Raw genomic sequence first — 18012 nt, 5'->3', positions numbered from 1 at the left:
CACCAGTGTTGTTTCTTATAAAACAACTGCTAATTTTACATCGCAAAAGTTTTCTGCTTGAAAAAAACCTTACAATACACCCTTGCCTTAGTAGCTGCACTCGTATGTTTGGGGACATTTGTTTCGGTCATAACGCAACACCCTCCTAAAACAATTGCAGCAGCCGAACATCAAGGCGATGTGCTTGAAAAGGAATGCACCATTCAGGCCGAGGATTGGAGTGTATCATCTGCTGAAAACAGACTAACCACTCATTATAGCCCTACCAATAAAACCAATGAAGATTATGCCAAGCGCAAAAAACAGAAGCTAATTTTAGCAGTCTGCTCACAGATTAAATTCTCGGTTGCCAAAGCGTATTCTATTAATGAATTTCTTACCTCTAAGCGAAAATCAGAAACATACTCTATAATAACTGTCAACAAACAATTGCGCCTGTAAAACCCAAAAAATCATTGTTATTCAACACTGTCAACCCTAAATAAGTGACTTAAAAACAATGTTTTACCGCTGAGGATTATTAAACAATCAAATCATCACATTTACCTTGCATCGGTTCATTTTGTCCGTTGTAACAAACCACTAATGTAACTACAAAACCAATACCTTACTAAAGCACTAAACACAAGGGGTTGCACCCCGTTTGAATTAGATTGCCTCTATAAATATTCACTTTTTACTCCCTCATTGCTAGGTAATTACAAGAGTAATCCTATATTAGTGAATCGTTTAGATGCAATACCGGCACTTTGAAATAAGAGGGGAAAATGCACCGTATATCAAGCATTGCAGGAGCACAGAGAAGAATAAAAAAGTGCGTTTAGACAAAAAGGTATTACAGTTCTGATTTTTTTGACATTGCAACACACTACAAGTTTGATAGTGATATCTGCTACGGTATTACTATGCAAATAACGTTGTTGCCAAAAAGTCCTCTTTTTTAACACCCAAAGAAGAGGCTTTGACTAATTAGTGGTGATAGGTGGCAACACCTATAAGGCGGGCAAACATTTCCGGCCGGATGCTTTAGGCAGAATGATGGATTTTTGATGGCGGATATTGGTTTGCTTCAGGGAATTTTCAGCGTAGTTGGGTGAATGATGATTACACCGGTACATAACATTGAATAACAACCATAAACTAATTACATAACCAAAGATCCCATTACAAAAACAACACTAATGAAAAACATACTAACTTTTTTGGCCGCCATGCTACTTATGCCGGTCGTTAGCTTTGCCCAAGCAGCAGGTGATGTCGCAGAGCCTTTTACCATCGCCGGCATTCGATTAGAATTTATCTTTTTTGCCTTAACCCTGTTGGGTGTAGCCCTGTTTCACAACAAAACACTTTATGTGGCCCTAACAGGTTTGGCAGTTATAACGGTTTACAAAATATTTTTCGACCCAGCTTTTGATATCGTCCATCACCTCGACCATGAGAAAATGACGATTCTTAATCTTGCAGGCTTGTTGCTGGGGTTTGCTATACTGGCAAAACACTTTGAGCACTCAGGTGTGCCTGATATTTTACCCAATTACCTGCCCGATAATTGGACAGGTGGTTTTGTATTGCTGATACTGATTGCTGTTATATCTTCTTTCCTTGATAACATAGCAGCCGCCATGATTGGTGGTACCATTGCCTTGGTTGTTTTTAAAGGCAATGTACACATAGGTTACCTTGCGGCTATTGTAGCCGCCAGTAATGCCGGTGGCTCGGGCAGTGTGGTGGGTGATACTACTACCACTATGATGTGGATTGCAGGGGTAAACCCGCTAGATGTTTTGCACGCTTTTGTTGCCGCTGTACCTGCCCTTATTGTGTTTGGGATTATTGCCGCCCGCCAGCAGCATAAATTTCAGCCGATACAAAAAGATGCTACCCCTAATGCAAAAGTTGACGGTAAAAAACTGATTGCAGTAGTATTGATACTTGCCGGTGCTATTTTAACCAATATTTACCTTGATTTACCCGCAGCGGGTGTTTGGGCGGCCATATTACTGTGTGCAGCTTTTACCAAAACCGATTGGAAGGAAATCCCAGCTTCATTATCGGGTACTATCTTCCTGCTATCACTAGTGTTGTGCGCATCAATGATGCCCGTGAATGAACTGCCCGAAGCCTCGTGGAAAACTGCCTTTATTTTAGGTTTTGTATCGGCAGTATTTGATAATATACCGCTTACCGCCCTTGCCATCCAGCAAGACGGTTACGATTGGGGTATGCTGGCCTATGCAGTGGGTTTTGGCGGCTCAATGGTTTGGTTTGGTTCATCTGCAGGTGTGGCTTTATCTAACATCTATCCCCAAGCCAAATCGGTAGGTTCTTGGCTTAAAAATGGCTGGCACGTAACCTTGGGTTATATTATCGGCTTTTTTATCTTGTTAGGAATTTGGGGCTGGCATCCACACAAAATTAAAACCGACAAAGGCAATGCTACTGAGCAAACCCAGCCTGCACAAACTGAGAAGCATTCACACTAACATCATCCCGACGGGCATCCCAACGTTGCTCTCGACGGGCATAAAGCCCGCCGCTGTTGTACGGTTTCGTTCGGCATGGTTTAAAACCATTCCGAACGTTGACCTCAAAAGCCCTGAATATAAAATTCAGGGCTTTTTAGTATTCAGTTGGAGTGAAATGATGGGTACATTCTCAATAGAGACGGGTTTCATTCCCGTCTTCGCCCGTTGGGCATCCCAATATTACCGACGGGCATAAAGCCCGCCGCTATGGGGGCTACCCCTCTTTCAAAATCTTCTTAATCAAGGCTATTTGCCCCAAGTGGTAATGGGTATGCTCAATAATACCGTGCAGATTGCGGTAATAAATACCGTATTTTTCATCGGCAATGTTTTCCCAAAGTTTGCTATCAGGCATTTGCTCCAGTAAATCAGCAAACTCTCTGGCATCGTCCCAAACCTTGTTTAGCATATTATCCCAATCTTCTTGCGAGTTGATGGGCGGGTGCGAAAAACTGAATTTATCATTAGAGGATAACACCTCTCCCTTAAATACCTTTAATACGGCATCAACATAATAGTTGGTATGATACACAAGTGTGGCTATTGTATTAAATGAGTGCACTTTGGTAATGGCTTCTTCCCAAGTTACCCCTTCTAAATTGTCTTTAAGGTTCGACCACGTCCAATTACCTCCAAAGTGAACCTCCCTAAAATGTTTTGCAATGTGGGCTGTTACGTTCATAGTTTTTATAGTTTATAGATGATTATACAATATTAACCAAATCAGTATTTGGTTTACAAACGGTTGCTTTATATTGCCTCAAAGCATACGCACAAAGCTATGGACGCCATTATTGAGTTACTGCGAAAAATAATTAAGCTGCCCGATACCGAGGCGGAAAAGTTTGCTTCTATAGCTAATGAACGGCGTATGGATAAAGGAGAGCATTTTATCCGTGAAGGGCAAGTACCTAAAAAGATTGCCTTTGTGGGTAAAGGGCTTTTCAGGTATTTTTATATTGATGGTAACGGAACTGAGTACACTAAGAATTTTATTCTTGCCGGAAACTTCATTACTTCATACTCGGCCATGATTGCCCAAAAACCTTCAGCTATGTTTATTGAGGCATTAGAGGATAGCGTAATTTATGAGATAAACTATACCGATTGGGAGCAATTAAAAAACGGACACTCTTGTTGGAAAGACTTACTGATTCATTTTTTAGAAAAAGCTTTTAGTACCAAAGAAAAGCGGGAACGAGAACTACTATTGCTGGATGCTGAACATCGCTACAGGATTTTTAAAGAGGAGTTCCCCTGTTTGGAAACACGGGTAAAACAACACCTTATAGCGTCGTATTTAGGTATATCGCCCGTTTCATTAAGCCGTTTAAAAAACAGCAAGCGTTAACATAGGTTAATGCGATTGCTTGGTAGCGGTTTTTCCTTTGCTCCACTAATTTATAGTGAGCAATGAAACTACAACATCAAACCATTCTTATAACAGGCGGAAGCTCAGGTATAGGGCTAGAGCTTGCCAAACAGCTTATTAACCTTCAAAATACAGTGATTATTTGCGGACGAAGTGAAGAAAAACTCTCAGCAGCTAAACAACTACTCCCGCAACTAATTACTATTGCCTGTGATATAAGTAATGATAACGACCGCATGAAACTACACGAGTTTATACAACAGCATTACCCTAACTGCAATGTATTGATAAACAATGCCGCAATTGTGCACCGTGTTGACTTTAGGGCGGATGTATTGATGGTGAGAAAAGCGCAGGCTGAGATTAACACTAACTTATTGGCTCCCATAGCCCTCACCAAGCTGTTTTTACCTTTGTTTGAAAATACTCCTAATCCTGCAATTATTAATATCACAACCGGACTGATATATGCCCCGCGGGCCGAATACCCTATTTACAATGCTACAAAAGCGGCCCTGCACTCGTTTACACAAGTGCTTAGGTACCGCTTAAAAGAAACTAAAGTGAACGTTTTTGAAGTAATGATGCCTGTGGTTGATACCCCTTGGCACAATGGTGACGTTCCCAAAATTGCCATTACCGCCGAGGTTGCAGTACTCAAAATGCTAAAAGGCATTGAGAAAGGAAAACCCGAGGTAAAGGTGGGTGCCGTAAAACTGTTGTATTTTATTTCCCGTATCTCACCTAAACTGGCGTTCAGGCTGATTAACGGGGTTTCATAGCCACAACTCTATACTTATAACCGACTCCTGCCCTACTCAACGTGTGAAAGGGTTTTAAGGAGGTCGGTTTTTTTGCGAAGTGCCACTTTAAGTTCAACACGGTTTACCAATGTAATAAAGCCGCCATCCTTACCTTTAGTGTAAGAACTGATGTACTTCATATTTACCAGATACTTGTTGTGCGACCTAAAGAAGTTGTATTTCCTTAAATCATTTTCAAAATGTGATAAAGTACGCGATACCAACGTTTTTGTGAAGTTGGTAAAGTGCACCACGGTATAGTTATCATCGGCCTCGCAATACAAAATGGTATCTACATCCACATAGTTCACCCCATTTAATACCGGTAAACCAATTTTGCCGGTATCAATTTGCATTGCCGCCATAGCACCCCCAAAATTGCTTGAAAAACGTTTCTGCTCAAGACGTCTCAAGGCTAGATTCATGGTTTGCCTAAACTCCTCTGCATCAATTGGTTTTAAAATGTAATCAAACGCAGATGCCTTAATGGCTTTGATTGCATAGTTGTCAAACGCTGTAATAAAAATAACAATATCCGGCTGGTGGGCAAGGCGGGTTAGTAGGTCAAAACCAGTCCCGTCAGACATTTCTATGTCTAAAAATAATATATCAGGTTCTAGTTTGTAAATGGCATGGGCAGCTGAATTAACGCTATCCATTTGCCCGATAATTTCTACCGTAGGAAACATTTGCTCAAGGAAAATGCTCACCATTTCCCTTGCATCGTCCTCATCGTCAACAATGACTGCTCTAAAATTTTGTGTTTTCATGTGCAATTGATGGTATTATTAATTCTATAACGGTTCCATACCCCATAACAGTATTTGCCCTTATATGAACTTGTACATTTAAATTAAACAACTGATTATACGTTTGTGCCCTGCTTCCTGATAGCCGCATGCCTAGTGTTTTTCTGCTGTTGTTAGTAGTTTGTGCAGGCAACCCCGGGCCATTATCTTCAATGGTTATTATCAATCCCCCCTCTTCATTCTTAAAAAAGTTAATTTCAACCAACCCTTCCCTGTCTCTTACCGCCGCTACTCCGTGTTTCAACGCATTTTCAACATAAGGTTGCACAAGCATGGCCGGTATTAATGTAGTAGAGCTTAATGATTCATCCATCCACAATTTGTAATTCAACTTATCTTTAAACCGTATTTTTTCAAGCTTAAGGTAATTGATAAGGTACTCACGTTCTTCGCCCAACGTAATAAATGTTTCTTGCGAGTACTGCATGGTTTGGCGTATCAACTTAGCAAACAGGTTGATGTATTGTTTTACCAAATCGTGCTCGTTTTTATAACTAAATACCTGTATTGAGTTTAGGCAATTGAACACAAAATGCGGGTTTATCTGGGCTTTAATGGCCTCCAGTTCCAATTCAGCCAATTTTCGTTTTTGCTGCAACTGCTTGTAATGTATGCTTTTGTATCGCTGCACCCACCATAGTATTAAAAATGCTATGCAAACAAGTATAAACACTGCTATAAACAGCATAAACCACCATGTTTGCCAAAATGAGGGTAAAACAATTATGGGGAGTGTAAGGACTTTTAAGCTTTTTACGCCGTTATAGTTTAAGCCAAACACTTGTAACTGATATTGCCCCGGCGGTAATCCGCTGAAGCTTATATCCGGGCTTTCAGTGGTTACCCAATTATCGGTTAATCCCAACAACCTGTATTGATACTTTATATTGCCAAAACTCTCATAGGAGATTGCGCTTAATGATAATTGAACATCGTTTTGTCCGGGACCTATGGTAAGTTTCTGAGGGAACTGTATTGCTGTATCGCTATACTTGGCTGTCAATAGCCAAACCACCGGAGGGTGAGAAGCTGTAGTAATTTCTCTATTTGGCAAAAGTATACCTAACCCGCCTGATGTGGTTAAATAAACAGTGTCGTTTTGTGAATATATTGATGATACGTTATTTGAAGGCAGACCATCAAAAAACGTGTAGATTTTTACGTCTTTATCTACCATCGCTTTATCAAAACGGATACTATAAGCTCCTCTATCGGTAGATAACCAATAAATTGAATCGTTTTGGGGGTATATCTGCTCAATGCTACCGGTGCTTTGATTTATTACATTATTTACTTGCTTTATCTCGCCCGTTTTATAGTTATAAGTGTATAGCCCGTTTACACTGGTGCCTACTAATATGTGTTCTTTGCCTGCAAGCGTTAATGCTGTAATGTGTGCCTCGCTCAAAACTGGGTGTTTTACTTTATTGCTTGGAGCTATTACTGATTGCTTTACATACAGTCCGTTTGGTGTACCAATCAGTATAACTCCATTTTCGGTGATACTAACTGAGGTTGACCTACCGTAATAAAGGCATTGCTCCGTTTCGGTGGTTCCGTCTCCATTTGCCGTTACTATATACACTCCATCATGCGTAGCCATTAGTAAGGTCTTATCCTTATAATTTGTTACATCCTTTATTGTATGTATGTTATGCAACTTTATTAGCTGTGTAGGGTTTTCGGTACTACTCAGATACATCATATTATCCCTGCCCGCAATTACAATTTTATCATTTACAGGTTTGATAATAGATAGCGATTGGTTTCTTCTTACGGGCAACTCAAATACGGTTGCCTTATTGTTTTTAAGTATTGAGAGTTTTGCTCTTTTATGGCCAAAAAATATTTCCCCTCTATCACCGGTTACGCAATCAGGGTTCATATCTGCAAGTTTTAACGGCATGGTTTGCAGCGCGTTTTGCCAATGCTTTTGCGAAAGAAAAAACAACCCGTCTCCGCGTGTCGTCAACCACACGTTATTATCTTTATCAACAAACAAATGATTAATTGTAACATTCTTAAACAAGCTTACAGGAGATGATGAGTTGGTTATTTTTGTTATATCACCCCAATATTCAATACCGTTATCGCTTGATAGTATCCATAAATGATTATTTCTATCTACTACCACATGATACAAAGGGCCTTGCGTATAGTTATCAAACAGTTTAATCCCTGTATCGCCCTCTATCCTGTAACCCGTTATTTTTTCTCGGCCAACATCATTAATAACAAGAAGCTTTGCATCATCTGTAACGCTTACATTTATTAGAGATGTTATAGAATAATCAAAAGGAATGCGCAGTGTATCCTTCTTGTGGGTCAATACATTATACCACAGCAGGGTTCTACGGTCGTCTTTTAACTGCATTAAGATGCGGTTGTTTATTACCGTTATCGAAAAAAAACCAATACCAATATCCAGCTTTTGCTTTGTTACAATGCCGTCATAAAAACAAAAAATAGTTTTGTTTACCCCTTCATCACACAGCCATATTTTGCCGGTTGATTTATCAATACGGGTATGATTAATCTGTTTGTTACGTACTTGCTTTAAGCTTGGGTTTTGTTGCGGCGTAATAACCTTTCCATCTTGATAATACGATATATTATTAAGCAAAGGTACCAGCATCACCCTGCCATCGTTACAAGGGGCGGCCATTAGTATCTCTTGGTCTATCAACCCCATGCGGTCGTCAATCACCTTAAACCGCTTGCCGTCAAAACAAATGGCTCCTTTATCAGTACCAACCCAAATAAACCCTTTATCGTCTTGTGTAATTACATAACCAATGGTTGCCGTATACCCATCAAACTGTGAGTATACCTTCATCCCGGGCACTTGACCGCGCACAAAAATCACTGAAAAAAACAATAATAATATACCTAACAGTATTTTTTTACTGTAGAATAGAATACAATCAATTGCCACTGATAAAGCCCTCACAAAAGATTAGATTGGTTTGAAATAATGGGCTAAAAGTTTACCTTATTTTTGTATAAAAACAAATTTTTGTAAACGATTGGTGCTGTTTCTTAGATAAAGTTATTTAAACAACGATCTTTTTACCATAAAATGACCCTATTTAAAGTGCTTTTTATGAATACATTATCGTGTTTTTTTGATAGTTTTTACTATTTTTTTACCCCAATAGTAACGGGTTCACTTTACAGGCAATGCAAGTAAGTAACGTTTACTGCTTTGGCGTAAAAGCAACCTCAATGGTTTGCTGCTGTTTCATCTCTTCGATATCCTCCTCTTCAAAACGGCGGGTTAAATGGTTACCTGATAAGTCGGTGACATAGGAATTTAACTGTAACTTATATCCTGTTGATTGCCAATACTTAGCAGGAGCAAAAGCCCACACCTTATCATTTATGGGGTGTACAAAGCCCTCTACTTTATTACCCATATTGTCTTTCACTTCAAGGCCTATTTGCATGGTACCGAAATCCATTTTATCATCAAATACAACTTCAAGCGGTTGTTGCGTACCGTTTTGGGGCACTACTAAATGCGGCTGTTTAAATGTGGGGATTACCCTATCAGCAGCAGTCACCACAAATGTTTTTGTAAACTCCTTTTCAAGCGGCTGGTTATCCCTATCACGCAATACAGAAGTAATTACCAATGTGTACTTTTTCCCCTCTTCAAATAATTTATCCTCTTTTTCAAAATAATGTATGCCACGTTTCACCCTGCCGGGGTGCAGCATCAACACTAAATGTTTTCCATCATCTGCCCAGTTTGATTTGTGTCGCCATACCATCTGCTTTTCCACCCCTTTTTCATCCAACAGTTTTATTTGCTTATACGTTTGCACATCTTCTATCATTGGTTTGGTAAACGTAACATGAAACATGAGAATGTTTGCCGGTACAGTATCAGCGAGGGGGTAAATTCCTGCTACAGCTGGTACTGAAATATCTTTTGGAGTTGCGGGAGTTGCATACTCTGTTCTTACTGTATCACTACCTGTAATGTACAGTACTGCAAATTGCATATTGACCCCTAAAGGTTGGCGGGGAGTGAAGTACAAGGTATCGTTGGTAAAATTGTATTGGCAACCGATAGGAGTTGTAGCGGCAATGCCATTATTAATCACAAAAAGGCCGGATATGGTTTCCCATCCGGCCTTTTGTGCTTGTTGCGCCTGTGTAGCGGTTACAGCAATTTTTATAATTGGTTTATAGGGATTGCTTGCATCAATTGCCGGTTGCGCTGATTGTTTTTTATCACCACATGCTGCTATTACCACAACCCATATCAGCCCCCATACCTTTATTAAATTCTGCTTCACGGTTTATCGGCGCTATAGTCAATTAAATATCTAATAATGAAAGTTGACCGCCTTGACGGCTAATCACCAACAATTTAGTCTCGCTGTATTTTGAAGCTAACACGTAGGTATTGGCAGGAGCAATCAGTTTCAACTCTTGCTCAGTCAATCCGGGTGCAGGAGCCAAACCACCGTTTTGGTAGGTCATAATCCAACGGCCATTCTGATTAGCATTCTCGCTTTCGTTCAAGTATCTCTCACCCACACGAACAATACGTCCATCCTCGTGTACTTCAATCATATAGGTGTTATTGTTACTGGTTACGCAAAATACTTTTTGCGCTATACCCGTGTTTAGGTTAAAATATTCTTTTACCTGCAACAATCCGCTACCGGTGGTTATTTCGCTGGTTTTGAATGAATAACCGGGAGCGCATACGGTAACACCCATCAAGCGTTTTTCACCGTCTACTTCACCATAAGTCATGCTTTCAAGAGGAGCACTGGTAAAATAGTTACCGCCCCAATTGCTTTTGTACACGGTTGTAGCGCGTGATGTTGCCGATGAGTTGTGAGCAAAAGGAGCAACAGCTGTGGCTATAGAACCATCCAACGTTGAAGCATGGCTGTAGCTAAAGTATAAAGTGTTATCGCCCCAAGTCATGTCGTTAATCAACTGGCCGTTGCTTGAGAAATTAATAGTGCTGTAGCTTACATTGCTTACATCTAACTGCTCGATAGTAGTACCGGCATTGGTAATTTTAAACAATGTTTGGTTGTTGTTTTGAGTGTTACGCACCAATGCATACACCGCTTTTGAAATTGGGTTTACTTCAATGTTTACATAGCTGATAGAGCTTACAGCAATACCCAAACTTGATGCTATGTTGGTACTAAAGGTAGTAACAGGTGCCGAAATTGTGTTTGCGGCTGCTTTGGTAGCATCGTTGTCTTTCAAATCGATGGCATAAATTTTTCCGGTAGAGTTTTGAGCAGCCAGCAACACAACTGAGTTGTTGTTGAACGCCAATGTGAAGTCGCTGATTGAGCCTGTGTATGCCTGCCCTGTTTGAGCCCCTGACAACAACGAAGGTCCGGAATTATTGTTAGTTGGCGACGGAGTGTCGTTTTTGTCTTTGTCTTTACAGCCAAAAGACAAAAGGCAACAAAGGGTGAGAAGACTGAATAATAGGTGTAAACGATTGTTTTTCATATAGTAATTAGGTTATAATGTATGGCCTAAAAGACTTGCTGTATAAACAAATAGTTGCAATGGATTTTAAAATGACTCTCAAGTGACACGTATTCAACTTGTTTAAAAAGTGATGTGTAGGTTTTTATTTTTCATAAACTTTCGTATCTTTGCCGTCCTTTAAAAATAAAAGTGATGTACGCAATAGTAGAAATTGCCGGTCAGCAGTTTAAAGTGGAGAAAGACCAAAATCTTTTCGTTCACCGTTTAAACGCCCACAACGAAGGTGAAAGCCTTAGCTTTGATAAAGTGTTGTTGGTGGATAATGGCGGAAACGTTAAAGTTGGCACTCCCACTGTTGAAGGCGCTAAAGTAACCGCCACAGTGCTTGAGCACTTGAAAGGCGATAAGGTTATCGTTTTTAAGAAAAAACGCCGCAAAGGCTACCAAAAACAAAACGGTCACCGTCAACAATTTACCAAGATTAAAATCGACGGTATCACAGCTTAATTTTTTAATTAGTTCAACGTAAGTTTAAAAGAATAATACTATGGCTCACAAGAAAGGTGCGGGTAGTTCGAAAAACGGTCGCGAATCGCACAGTAAACGTTTGGGAGTAAAGATATACGGTGGTCAGTTGGCTATTGCCGGTAACATCATCGTTAGGCAGCGTGGTACTAAACACCACCCGTCTGAAAACGTTGGTATCGGTAAAGACCATACCTTGTTTGCTTTGGTTGACGGCACTGTAGTGTTTACCAAACGTAAAGACAACCGCTCATTTGTATCAATTACCCCTTTTGTTGACGAAACTGTTGTTGCTGCCCCTGCTGCACCAAAAGCTAAACCTGCAAAGGTTGCTGCTCCTGTAGTTGAGGCTCCCGTAGCAGAAGTTGCTGAAGAGGCTCCTGCTGCTGAAGCAACCCCTTCAACCGAAGAATAAGGTACTCCTTAAAAATATTCAAGCACCCCGAAGAAATTCAGGGTGCTTTTTTTGTTTACAGCAGGGGCAGACGGGTTTAGACGGGTATGAAACCCGTCTCTATTGAGAGTGTGCCCATTGCTTTACCTAAACCATTTACGCCCCTGAATATAAAATTCAGGGCTTTGGAAAATAACGTTCGGAATGGTTTAAAACCATTCCGAATGAAACCCTACAACAGCGACGGGCTTTATGCCCGTCAAAAGCAGCGTTGGAATGCCCAACGAATATAGACGGGTTTAAAACCCGTCTCTATTGAGAGTGTGCCCATCATTTAATCCCAACTGAATACGCAAAAATTATTCTGAATATTAAAATTCAGGGCTTTGGGGAATAACGTTCGGAATGGTTTTAAACCATTCCGAACGAAGCCCTACAACAGCGGCGGGCTTTATGCCCGTCGAGAGCAACGTTGTGATGTCCGTCGGGGTTAGACGGGTGTAAAACCCGTCTCTATTGAGGTTCACAATCAAAAAAGGCATGAAGTCTGAACTTCATGCCTTTTACATTGTGATATTTTGGGTGTCTCTCCCCTATTGTATCGTTATGGTTCCGGCTCCGTTGTATGAGCGGTACTCGCCGTTATACATCGCATCGGCACCAACAGGCCCCATTATAAATTTACCTTTGGTTACCGCCCGCACCGTGTAGTAAATATACTGCTCCCTGTTATCAGGGTTCAGGTAAAAGTTTATACGGTCGTCGCGTACATCAAAGTGTTGGGTATAAGCACGGTTTTGTGTCCATTCATAATCACGTCCCTCGGTAATGCGCGGATTCTCAATTTCAAACCCTGCGGGCAGCATATCCGTTACCACCACATTATCAATGTCCATATTATTCAGTGCCGCTATTGAAATACGCACAACAATTAACTCGTTTTGCTTGAAGGTGGTACCTGATAGTTTGTTGCCGAAGCGGTCGAAAAACTCTTTACGTACCCGCAAGAAGTTATCTACTTGGTCGTATTTGCCCGTTGCGCTTATTCCCTCCATTTCGTAGTAATAATACAAAGTTCCTGTGCCCGAAGATGTGATGCTTACTTCTTTGTTACCCAACACCGCATTATCCAATACCAAATCTTTGTTTGAGAAGTTTCCAACGGTTTTACCATCAATTTTAATGATGGCTGATACATCAGACTTGTTTGCGTTTTGCGCCAACTTACCCAATGCAAGGAAGCCAAACGAAAGTTCTTGGGTGCTTAAATAATATCCTGTTTTTAATTGTTGGGTAAGGTTACGCGCCATGGCGGGTATTTGCTTATGGTTGATATCGCTTTCAACCAAGGCGTGTAACGATATAGCAAGGTTACGCACGGGCGAATAGAAACTACCGCCGGTGGCTTTGGTGGGGTCATACTCCACAAACTCGTTGGGCAGCATTTCATTAAACGATACCTTATCTGAGATAAGCGCGTAGGCCGCTGCTAACATATAACGCGAATCGGTAGTAAGCACATCTTTGTTGCCTTTGTAGTAGTTGAGCAACGAGCGGTTGGGTTTACCCGCGCGGCTTAGCACATACAAGCTGTATATCACATCGCGAGAGGCGTACTTTTTGTATACATAGTTTTCGCCTGTATAATAGCGGTACTCTACCAACTCTTTATTGCCTGTTTTATAGGTGATATAATCCAGCAAACGGTCGAGCACGTTGTTATCTACATCAAACCCTGCTTTCTCGGCTTCAATTAAGAAGTGTGCCGCATAAATACTACCCCACCACGATTCTTCATACCCGCCCTGCCAGTAACTCATACCTCCGTTATACAGTTGCATACCTTGCAATTTAATAATGGCTTGGCGCACGTTATATTCAGGGTTGCGGTCATCCTCACCGCTGCTTAGCAAAGTGCGGTTTTTCATGGCTGAGTTTTTCATAAAATCAGCAAAGTATAGTTGAGGGAAGGCCGCTGATACCGTTTGCTCCACACAACCGTGAGGGTACCCCACCAAATAGCTGAATTTATCAATAAACTCAACCATCGGGTTTTTACTAACTACCAGTTTGGTTGCTATTGACGACGGAATATAATCGGGGTTGAGTTCCAAGTTTTTAGTCTCGCCCGGTTTCATGGTTCCCGAAAGAGTACTTTTCAGTAGCGAGGTGGATGGCCGCACGGTGATTTCGGTTTCATCCACAAAGGTTTCGCCCAAGCCTTGTACGGATACTTTGATTTTAGCATTGCCTATTTGGGGCAGTGCTTTTAGTTTAAATACCACCAAGTTTTCTTTATTGGCCGTTATGGTAACGTTTTCATTTGCCCCCTCCATTGCTTGTACCGGCCCTGTTATGCTCACGGTTACTTTGGCGTTTGCATTTTTAGCGGTAGTGTTGCTAATGTTTACAGGCATTTGTATTTCATCACCGGGAGAGAAGAAACGAGGCAAACCGCTGGTAACCACCAAGGGGTCGGCTACTTTCATATTCTTACTGCCTGAACCGAAGTTCCCGTTTTTGTACGCAACGGCCATAATGCGCAAATCGCCGCTAAACTTGGGTAAATCCACCTCATAGGTTACTTCCCCGTTACTGTTGGTAGTAAGTACTCCGCTCCAAAATGCTACCAGTTTCACGCGGTTATTGCTTAACGGGTTCACCCTTTTTTCAAGGTCGTAACCATCACCACCTGTAGTGCTTCGGCTTGATATTTCAGGAAACAAGAAGGGGTATAAATCGTAGCTGTTTACCTCAAGGGCTCGGCGGGCATAAAAATGCCCGTGCGGGTCAGGAGTGGGGAAGTTTTTAAGGGCTAATATACCCTCGTCAACGACGGCCAGCGTAACTTGTATGCCTGCTTCGGCTTTGGTTTTTACCGTAATCTTTTGTTTGGTAGTTGAGCGTGATTTCTCTACCGCAGTAATAGCCACAGGCAGTATGGTGCTTTTCTTTTCTACCGATAAATTACCGTAGCCATGCGCTACCATTAGGGGCACTCCGCTGTTGGTAAGAGGTTTTATCAGTGTGGCTGATATGTAAACATTGGGTAAGAAGTCTTCTTTAACCGGAAGTTCAATCTCAGCCGATTTTTTATCGGTTTCAATTACACGGTAATCATAAATGCCGTTGCGTTCAATGGTAACCAATAGTTTCCCTACAAACGGTGTTTTAAACAGTACTTTGGCTTTATCGCCCACCTCGTATTTTTCCTTATCAAATACAATATCCACGCTACCCTCGGTACTCACATCAAACGATGTGGTAAGGGTGGCACCCCAGCGGTAAGCATAAAAATCATACGCCACATAACGTTCTGCACCTTCGCGCATCACCCGTATTTCATACGAGCCAGATACAGGCGGAACGTAGGTAAATATCGTCTCACCCTTGCCAAACCCAATGGTTTTGCTCTCCATTACCTTTTCTACCCGTTTAGAGGTGTAATAAAAATTATCGTTATAACCCCTTGTAAGCACTGATTGCCATTCGTATTGTACTACCTGCACTAATCCTTTTGCGTTAGCCACCAGCTTACCGTCCCTATCCACCGCTACCAGTTTGGCCTGCATAGGTTCGTGGGTTTTCAGGTAATAATCGTCCAACTTAATACCGTACAGCACAGGTTGGGTAACAATATCAAACCGTTTGCTGCGGTTCACCGGGCGGCCGCTCTCATCAAAAACAGTAGCAAACACAGTACCTTCCAGCAAGCCCATGTCTTTATAGGCGGCATCAAGTTCAAACGTTTGTGAGCCCAACCCTGCATCGCTGGTTTTCCCTTCGCGCAGGTTCTCCATAAAGTTTTGTTTGGCGCTAACGTTAAAGTTAAAGTCGCTGTAATTTTTAGGGCTAAAATCCTTACGAGTTAGTCGTAATTCCATCTCGTAGTTACGGTTTGCCGCGGGCGGGCCAAAGTAATTCACCGCCTCAATGCTGGCAATTACTTTATCGGTTAGGTTATAGTACGGTTTATTAAGTGTAAGAGTCGATTTAATACGGTCGGGCATAAACTCCTCAATCCCTATGCTTCTTGAGTTCAGCAACACATCGTTACCGTTATACACCTCAATAGTGTAGCTGCCTGTAACGGCAGATGCCGCAATATCAAAAGCCCCGTCTACAGAGCCTTGCCCGTTGGTGTTTTTGCGTAGGCTGGTGTACTCTTTTCCGTTGGGCATTACCAATTTAACCTTCAAAGGCACATCGGCCACAGGCTCCCACTTGGTGTTGCGCACAATGGTATTAAAATACACCTTCTCGCCGGGACGGTATATGTTCCTGTCGCCGTAAATAAATACATCCCACCCCGAAGGATGCTCGCGCTTTCCGCCTACATCAAACCGCGAGGTTTCAACCCCAGTCTGACTCAGCAACATATAGTTAAAGTCATCACCCAACCGTGCGGTTAGCATTGCAGGGCTAAAATGGCGCATCTTATCCTTAAAATCTTTTACCACAGCAAACCCTTTGCTGTCGGTTTTTACGGTAAACACATCTTGATTGTTGTTGCTGATAATGTGTACCTCTACATCGCCCAAAGGTTTGGCCGTAAGAATTGAGTTGGTGTAGATAAACAAATCGTTTTCGGTTTGTTTGCTTATCACCCCAATGTCTGATATCGAAACCAGTTTGCTGGCATTTAAATAATAATCGGTTTTTGAGGACACCTGTACCACGTATATGCCTTTAAACTCATCAATTTGGGGCATATCAAGGTTTAGGGTGGCAATACCGTTTATACGGGGTAAATCGCTGGTTTTTATGGTGCGCTCTGATACTACGCTGCTGTACTGGCCACCGTGGTCCATATCGTACGAACGGTCGCTATTATAATACTCTTCCTCGTAATAATAATCGTAATAGCCGTAACTATTGCCCCGCATATAGGCCAGTATGTTGTTTTCGTATATTTTTATGATTTTAACCTGTACCTCGGGCACATTTACGATGTTAATCCCAATGTTGCGACTGCCCGATTTACTTAGGTAAATGGCTTTTTTACTACTGAAACTAATGCTGGGCGGCATCTCACCGAAAAATACTTCGTGGCGTGAATCGGCTTTTAATACTCCACCCAACGCCCCTTTAAAAAATTCCTTTTTAAGTATCAGCGAGTAGGTGTTGTTTATCAAAAAATCACCTGTAATCAACACCCCATTTTCGGTCAATTCGGCTTTGTTGGTCACATTCGGGTCAAGCGTAAATGCTTTATCCAGTGCCGTAGCATCAATCTCTTGCGATGTAATTACCCGTACAAACCCTTTGTTATCTTTAAAACCGCTCTCCACATTCTGAATTACCAAATCATAGCGTGAAGCAAGTACTTGGGATAATTCATGCTCTTGGTCGGTGGTATAATCGCCGGTTGCCAACTTCACCCCTTTCATAAACTTCACCACAATTAATGATTGCTCTTTACCAAACGGCGAACCGTTGATGGTAAAAAACAACTCTTTTCCGGGTGTGGTGTTATCCGGTGTAAACGAAGCATCGGTGCCGCCTATACTCACCTTCATCAAACTTTTCAACTGTGCAGGGTCAACTTCATAATTAAAATTAACACCCAAACGAATCATAATGCCGTTTCCGTCCTTACCTTTAGCCCAAAAAGCACTGATGGCATCGGGCTGTAAATACTCGGTATGAAACTTTACCGCTTCATACTCCTTGCCGATAAACAGCTTTTTGTTTTCAGCCTTTTTCAACACTTTTTTTGAAAACTCCGCCTTGTATTCAGTACTGGGTTTAAAGCCCTTAGCAGGAGAAAACACCAGTTCGCGGCGGCTTGCCCACCTAAAACGTCCTTCAACTTTTGGCGATAGCTGTATGTACTCGGTAGAATCCCATTTACCAACACTCGTCTCATCCACTACGTCATGGTTAAAGGAGAAAATAAGGTTTTGCTGGGTTTGTATTTCTTCGCCGAAGTTTTTCACGTAACTTACCATGTTGATGGGGTTGCGCGAACACGAAAAAAGAGTTGCCACCAAAAGGGCAATAAATAAGGCATTTAATTTGTTAATCATAGGGCGGTGCAGAAGTGTTGAAAGTGGGTGTAAGTTATGAAAAAAGCGTTGTGAGTAGTGTTATTATTGTATGG

The 18012-nt window shown here is 41.6% G+C and carries 12 protein-coding genes and 1 pseudogene; 7 read left to right on the top strand and 6 right to left on the bottom strand.

All coding sequences use genetic code 11. The annotated features are described in order from the left end of the window. Positions 1-57 precede the first annotated feature (57 nt). The gene (locus tag F9K23_02780; GenBank protein ID KAB2918086.1) at positions 58-441 is read left to right on the top strand and encodes a hypothetical protein; all 384 of its coding nucleotides are present in this window, start codon (positions 58-60) and stop codon (positions 439-441) included. 779 nt (positions 442-1220) lie between these two features. After that, positions 1221-2408 (top strand): annotated as a pseudogene (locus F9K23_02775) (citrate transporter). Between the two features lie 334 nt (positions 2409-2742). On the opposite strand, the gene F9K23_02770 reads toward F9K23_02775, so the two are convergent. Beyond that, entirely contained in the window at positions 2743-3210 is a 468-nt protein-coding gene (locus F9K23_02770; protein KAB2918085.1) for a DUF1572 domain-containing protein, read from the bottom strand. A gap of 99 nt (positions 3211-3309) precedes the next feature. On the opposite strand from F9K23_02770, the gene F9K23_02765 reads away from it, so the two are divergent. Beyond that, positions 3310-3879 (top strand): Crp/Fnr family transcriptional regulator, encoded by a 570-nt coding sequence (locus F9K23_02765; GenBank protein ID KAB2918084.1) that lies wholly within the window; start codon positions 3310-3312, stop codon positions 3877-3879. Positions 3880-3941: 62 nt separating this feature from the next. After that, positions 3942-4682 carry an SDR family NAD(P)-dependent oxidoreductase gene (locus F9K23_02760; protein KAB2918083.1) on the top strand — a complete coding sequence of 247 codons (741 nt, stop codon included), beginning with the start codon at positions 3942-3944 and terminating at the stop codon, positions 4680-4682. A 32-nt stretch (positions 4683-4714) separates the two neighbouring features. Here the strand turns inward: F9K23_02760 and F9K23_02755 are convergent, their stop codons facing one another. From F9K23_02755 to F9K23_02740, 4 genes are all read right to left on the bottom strand, one after another. Further along, a complete protein-coding gene (locus F9K23_02755) occupies positions 4715-5473 on the bottom strand; it encodes a response regulator transcription factor (protein ID KAB2918082.1) in 759 nt (252 codons plus the stop codon). After that, positions 5454-8348 (bottom strand): hypothetical protein, encoded by a 2895-nt coding sequence (locus F9K23_02750; protein KAB2918081.1) that lies wholly within the window; start codon positions 8346-8348, stop codon positions 5454-5456. Before F9K23_02750 ends, F9K23_02755 begins: the two co-directional genes overlap by 20 nt. A gap of 361 nt (positions 8349-8709) precedes the next feature. Then, on the bottom strand, positions 8710-9816 hold the full coding sequence (locus F9K23_02745) for a hypothetical protein (protein KAB2918080.1): 1107 nt from the start codon (positions 9814-9816) through the stop codon (positions 8710-8712). Positions 9817-9838: 22 nt separating this feature from the next. Then, complete coding sequence (locus tag F9K23_02740) at positions 9839-11008, bottom strand: hypothetical protein (GenBank protein KAB2918079.1); 1170 nt, start codon at positions 11006-11008, stop codon at positions 9839-9841. A gap of 174 nt (positions 11009-11182) precedes the next feature. Between F9K23_02740 and rplU the strand changes: the two genes are divergently transcribed. The 3 genes from rplU to F9K23_02725 all read left to right on the top strand — a co-directional run bounded on the left by rplU (position 11183) and on the right by F9K23_02725 (position 12202). Beyond that, entirely contained in the window at positions 11183-11497 is a 315-nt protein-coding gene (gene rplU, locus F9K23_02735; GenBank protein KAB2918078.1) for a 50S ribosomal protein L21, read from the top strand. Positions 11498-11537: 40 nt separating this feature from the next. Continuing rightward, positions 11538-11930: a 50S ribosomal protein L27 gene (locus F9K23_02730; protein KAB2918077.1), complete on the top strand. Its 393-nt coding sequence runs from the start codon at positions 11538-11540 to the stop codon at positions 11928-11930. A gap of 86 nt (positions 11931-12016) precedes the next feature. Then, complete coding sequence (locus F9K23_02725; protein ID KAB2918076.1) at positions 12017-12202, top strand: hypothetical protein; 186 nt, start codon at positions 12017-12019, stop codon at positions 12200-12202. A 300-nt stretch (positions 12203-12502) separates the two neighbouring features. Here the strand turns inward: F9K23_02725 and F9K23_02720 are convergent, their stop codons facing one another. Next, on the bottom strand, positions 12503-17938 hold the full coding sequence (locus F9K23_02720) for an alpha-2-macroglobulin family protein (protein ID KAB2918075.1): 5436 nt from the start codon (positions 17936-17938) through the stop codon (positions 12503-12505). Positions 17939-18012: the final 74 nt, after the last annotated feature.

The sequence above is a fragment of the Bacteroidota bacterium genome (assembly GCA_008933805.1).
Classification (GTDB): Bacteria; Bacteroidota; Bacteroidia; order UBA8524; family UBA8524; genus SB11.
The sequence above is the reverse complement of the archived record's forward strand: the minus strand, read 5'-3'. Positions and strand labels throughout refer to the sequence as shown.

What these genes read in the sequence shown, in the direction of transcription:
- F9K23_02770 (KAB2918085.1), bottom strand. Translation starts at nt 3,210, where the DNA reads ATGAACGTAACAGCCCACATTGCAAAACATTTTAGGGAGGTTCACTTT.
- F9K23_02765 (KAB2918084.1), top strand. Translation starts at nt 3,310, where the DNA reads ATGGACGCCATTATTGAGTTACTGCGAAAAATAATTAAGCTGCCCGAT.
- F9K23_02760 (KAB2918083.1), top strand. Translation starts at nt 3,942, where the DNA reads ATGAAACTACAACATCAAACCATTCTTATAACAGGCGGAAGCTCAGGT.
- F9K23_02755 (KAB2918082.1), bottom strand. Translation starts at nt 5,473, where the DNA reads ATGAAAACACAAAATTTTAGAGCAGTCATTGTTGACGATGAGGACGAT.
- F9K23_02750 (KAB2918081.1), bottom strand. Translation starts at nt 8,348, where the DNA reads ATGAAGGTATACTCACAGTTTGATGGGTATACGGCAACCATTGGTTAT.
- F9K23_02740 (KAB2918079.1), bottom strand. Translation starts at nt 11,008, where the DNA reads ATGAAAAACAATCGTTTACACCTATTATTCAGTCTTCTCACCCTTTGT.
- rplU (KAB2918078.1), top strand. Translation starts at nt 11,183, where the DNA reads ATGTACGCAATAGTAGAAATTGCCGGTCAGCAGTTTAAAGTGGAGAAA.
- F9K23_02730 (KAB2918077.1), top strand. Translation starts at nt 11,538, where the DNA reads ATGGCTCACAAGAAAGGTGCGGGTAGTTCGAAAAACGGTCGCGAATCG.
- F9K23_02725 (KAB2918076.1), top strand. Translation starts at nt 12,017, where the DNA reads ATGAAACCCGTCTCTATTGAGAGTGTGCCCATTGCTTTACCTAAACCA.
- F9K23_02720 (KAB2918075.1), bottom strand. Translation starts at nt 17,938, where the DNA reads ATGATTAACAAATTAAATGCCTTATTTATTGCCCTTTTGGTGGCAACT.